Source organism: Pseudomonas sp. MD330_10 (assembly GCF_042610415.1).
Classification (GTDB): Bacteria; Pseudomonadota; Gammaproteobacteria; order Pseudomonadales; family Pseudomonadaceae; genus Aquipseudomonas; species Aquipseudomonas rhodesiae.
The window spans coordinates 1-229 of record NZ_JBHGZU010000200.1; the positions used below are offsets into that span (position 1 = coordinate 1).

At 64.2% G+C, this 229-nt stretch carries 1 protein-coding gene; it reads left to right on the top strand.

Annotation, left to right across the window (positions count from 1 at the left end):
• Positions 1–229: serine aminopeptidase domain-containing protein (locus tag ACFZPT_RS27185; protein ID WP_379559199.1), on the top strand; the 229-nt coding region annotated here is incomplete at both ends.

The window sequence follows — 229 nt, forward strand, 5'->3', positions numbered from 1 at the left end:
TGGCGTCGAGCTTTTCTATCGGCACAGGCCGGCCACCGCCCCAGCGGGCGGCGATCCGCGTAAGGCAATCGTGTTGTTCCATCGCGGCCATGAGCATACGGGGCGTATCGCGCATTTGGTCGACGAACTCGACTTGCCTCAGTTCGACTACTTCGCCTGGGACGCCCCTGGCCATGGTCAGTCACCCGGCGAACGCGGCGACAGCCCCAGTATTGCTACCAGTGCTCGC